General features: G+C 53.1%; 4 protein-coding genes. 1 reads left to right on the top strand and 3 read right to left on the bottom strand.

What is annotated here, in order from left to right:
* Window positions 1-314 (top strand): GGDEF domain-containing protein (locus RTK32_RS19985; RefSeq protein ID WP_312047003.1); only part of this gene is annotated, 314 nt, incomplete at its 5' end.
* Between the two features lie 374 nt (window positions 315-688).
* Here RTK32_RS19985 and RTK32_RS19990 read toward each other — a convergent pair.
* From RTK32_RS19990 to RTK32_RS20000, 3 genes are all read right to left on the bottom strand, one after another.
* Window positions 689-1,576: a LysR family transcriptional regulator gene (locus tag RTK32_RS19990; RefSeq protein WP_312047005.1), complete on the bottom strand. Its 888-nt coding sequence runs from the start codon at window positions 1,574-1,576 to the stop codon at window positions 689-691.
* Between the two features lie 290 nt (window positions 1,577-1,866).
* Window positions 1,867-3,066 carry an MFS transporter gene (locus RTK32_RS19995; RefSeq protein WP_312047007.1) on the bottom strand — a complete coding sequence of 400 codons (1,200 nt, stop codon included), beginning with the start codon at window positions 3,064-3,066 and terminating at the stop codon, window positions 1,867-1,869.
* Window positions 3,067-3,466: 400 nt separating this feature from the next.
* Window positions 3,467-3,780, bottom strand: a 314-nt coding sequence (locus tag RTK32_RS20000; RefSeq protein ID WP_312047009.1) for a hypothetical protein, incomplete at its 5' end; no start/stop codon positions are given.

Genomic DNA, 3,780 nt, shown 5'->3' on the forward strand with positions numbered 1-3,780 from the left:
AGCGCTGCATGCGGCCGGGTGACTCGGTGGCACGCCTGGGCGGGGACGAGTTTGAGGTGGCAGCAAAATGCAGTGATCGTAAGGCGGCGTCGACCATCGCTCAGCGCCTCGTTGACAGCCTGAAAGCGCCTTTTACGCTCAACAACGCAGACGTGCGAATCGGGGCGGCTATTGGTATTAGCCTCGCGCGGTTCGGGACGGTATCGGCTAAGATTTTATTTGAAAATGCCGATGTAGCCATGTACCAGGCGAAAGCACGACGCGATGGTTCATATCAGTTTTTCGAGCCTACCATGCTACCGTTACGTGATTAAGATAGCCGACTGCGCGTAACGGTTTAGTCGAGTACCATTGCCTATAGTGCCGTACTCCGCCATCAGGTAGCTTCAACTTAGAAGGCGATAACCCTGACTGAATAAAGGGTCGGCCAGAGTCGGTTTCTCGCGCTCAGAACTTTCCCGGCAATAAAAAATCCTCAGAATGATGAAACGTCGTTTGTGCGTCCAGAGGGACAAGGAATACCCTTCGCATAGAGGGTCACGTCAGTAAATTTCATCTTCTATCCGGTTTCGCCAGGCATCCCGCATCTCCTTTTCTCTGCAAGCATTCCGGGATTGCCTGAGTGCCAGCGTTATAAGCCGATGGAAGCGGGCGTCACTCTCCATTTTAAAACAGTACCTGATATCAGCTATTTCATGCGCAGCGCTTCTACTACCAGGGAGAAGACCGCAGAAGGTTGCTTGCGGCTCGGGTAATACAGGAAGTAACCTGGGAAAGGCGGACACCATTCCTCCAGAACGCGGATCAGCTTGCCTTCTTCAATGCTGTTGCCAAATTCTTCCTCGGGAAGAAAAGCGATCCCATGCCCGGCGAGCGCGGCATCTACCACAGGAGCAGAGGTATTAAAGACCAGCTGACCGCTTACACGTACATTCAGCGCCTTATGCGCTTTTTCAAATTCCCAAACGTAAAGGCCGCCGGAGGTAGCCATCCGCATATTAATGCAGCGGTGGCTGACCAGCTGTTTGGGCGAATCCGGGATCCCCATGGCGGCAAAATAAGCGGGTGATGCCACCGCTGCCATCCGCAGAGGCGGGCTGATGGGCAGGGCAATCATGTCTTTATCGATGGTGTCGCCCAGCCTGACACCGGCATCAAATTTATCGTTAACGATGTTACGAAAGCCGTGGTTGGCATCAAACTCAAGGTTTAAATCAGGGTAGGTATGCAGCAGCGGAGAAAGCCTGGGCAGCAGCAGGGTGTTCAGAACGTGCGGTCCACAGGTGATCCGCACCGTGCCCGCCGGTTTATCCCGTAGCTCGGTCAGTAAATCCAGCTCGGTTTCGATTTCATCGAACTTGTGGCCTATCGCCTGCAGGAGCCTCTCGCCGGCAGCGGTCAACGAAACGCTGCGGGTAGTCCGCGTCAGCAGCCTTATTTTCATGCGGGACTCCAGGCCGGTAATGGCCTGGCTTAAGGCTGGCTGGGTAACACCCATCTGCGCTGCAGCCCGGGTAAAGCTTCCCTCCCGGGCAACGACGATAAATGACAGAAGGTCGTTAAGGTTTCTCTTCATTGAACAGCTCCGGAATGCTTTATTAACATAATAACGAGCGGTGAAGATGAGGCTATCCCAGCCATGAGCCGCCGGTCGTTTTTTGCCGGATGCGTCTCTGTTCGGGGCGTAATTCCAGCCCGTTAGCGGCAAAAAAGGCAATTATCAAGCTGAGCGCTCGAGCCGTTTTTGACGGCCGCTGCTTATTTCTGCTGCCTGCCGACCGTTGCAAGGGACGGCCGCACCCACAATAAACATGCCGGGGAATCTACAGCTTATTACTTTCCAGCCTGATTGACGATTAAGCCGGCTTAACTGATATGTTGTGGTTTGAGTTTCGATGTCAGGAAAGTCAGCAGAGCAGCAACAATTAACAAAAGCGCGGCGATCGCGAAGGTGGCACGGTATCCGCTGTGGTCAAAAGCCAGGCCGCCCGCGACTGAACCGAGCGCTATACACATCTGCACTACCGCCACCATCAATCCGCCGCCTGCCTCAGCATCGGCTGGCAAGGTTCTGGCTATCCAGCTCCACCATCCTACGGGAGCCGCAGTAGCGACCAATCCCCATAACGCTAACAACACCGCGACAACCGCCGTATTGTGTCCGTACCCCATCAGAGTGCTGGCGATCGCCGCCATAAAAATCGGGATCAGAAACAGCGTCTGATAAAACCCTTTTTTGAGGAAAAACCCGATAACCAGCGTGCCCATAAAACCGGCAATACCCATCGCCAACAGGATGAGTGACAGCGTGGAGATGTCTACTCGGGTGACGCTTTCGAGAAAGGGACGTAAATAGGTAAATAATGTGAATTGCCCCATAAAGAACAAGCCACAGCCAGCTATCCCCATGGCTACCAGCGGGCGCTTAAGCAGAAACAGAACGTTTTTGTGCCGGTCAGATTTATTTGCGCGCAGGGAGGGCAGGCTGAGCCTCTGCCAGAGAAAAGCCAGCACCGCCACGGGAACAAGGCTTAAAAATGCCCCTCGCCAGCCGATTACCGAGCCAAGATAGCTGCCGAGCGGCGCAGCCACCACGGTTGCCAGCGCATTGCCACCGTTAAAAATGGCCAGCGCGCGCGTAACGTGCTGCTCCGGTACCAGGCGGGTAGCGGTAGCGGCCGACAGAGACCAAAAGCCCCCAATAGCGATGCCGATCAGCACGCGCCCAAACATATAAACAGCATAGTTGGGTGCCAGCCCGATAATCAGGCCGGAAAGCGCCATCAGCCCGGTCATGCCCAGCAGGATAGGCTTGCGGTTAAAAGAACCTGCCACGGCCAAAATAAACAGGCTGGTGATCACCGCAAAAAAACCTGAAACGGTGATGCCCTGACCAGCCATACCTTCGCTGATACCCAGGTCTTGTGATACCGGCGTCAGAAGGCTCACCGGCATAAATTCTGACGATATCAGCGCAAAAACGCACAGGGTCATGGCCATTACGCCTCCCCAGTGCGCCTCTGCTTTAACAGCCTGTTGAGTATTGTTCTGCAGATGAACCGACATACATCCTTACCTCATGTTCTGTAACGGAAAATCTAAAATTTACCTGTGAGAAAGCGGGCCTTTATTAAAAAGGCTGGGGAGTTAACGGGCACAGTAAAATGCGTGGGAAAGATGATGACATCTGAGCAAAGTTGAAACCAGTTAAGAGGCAGTAATGCCTTTATAAGCTGGACTTATTAATCCCGGTTTATTGCTGCTTCAGGCCCTTATTCAGGAAGCGGATCTTTTACAGCGGAACGCTTCTGTCAGGCCCTGATGCCTGCCTGTTTATCAGGAGTCGAATGAAAGCGCTTGCCTGGTGCTCAATTATTTAACAGGGTTGTGCAGCACAAAACTAAGCCATTCTGTAAAGGGACTGTCTTATGAAGCACATCTTTAGCAGCCATCGCCGTCACGTGTTTTAACCTACGAGAAGCTGCGGACATTTACGCTGCGTAAAGGACTGAGGAGTAAAGGCGATTGCTTGCATCAGCAAAGCGGCAGAGCGCGGGGGAGATACCCTTCTTAATTGATTGTGCGGCATGGGCTTAGAATATTTTTCCGCCAAGGCCCGTTTTGAAAGCGCTGCCAAAAGGGATGACCAAAGGCTTGCGAATATCGCCACAGGACTGATGGACAGAAGAGAGATAATCCGCACTTTACATACTGCAGAATATTTAACCGGGAAGGCATTCAGGATGTAAATCGCCGGGATGGATGGGCAAAAAGAGCCGG

It is taken from the genome of Erwinia sp. (assembly GCF_031978025.1).
Taxonomy (GTDB): Bacteria; Pseudomonadota; Gammaproteobacteria; order Enterobacterales; family Enterobacteriaceae; genus Erwinia.

What these genes read in the sequence shown, in the direction of transcription:
- RTK32_RS19990 (WP_312047005.1), bottom strand. Translation starts at nt 1,576, where the DNA reads ATGAAGAGAAACCTTAACGACCTTCTGTCATTTATCGTCGTTGCCCGG.
- RTK32_RS19995 (WP_312047007.1), bottom strand. Translation starts at nt 3,066, where the DNA reads ATGTCGGTTCATCTGCAGAACAATACTCAACAGGCTGTTAAAGCAGAG.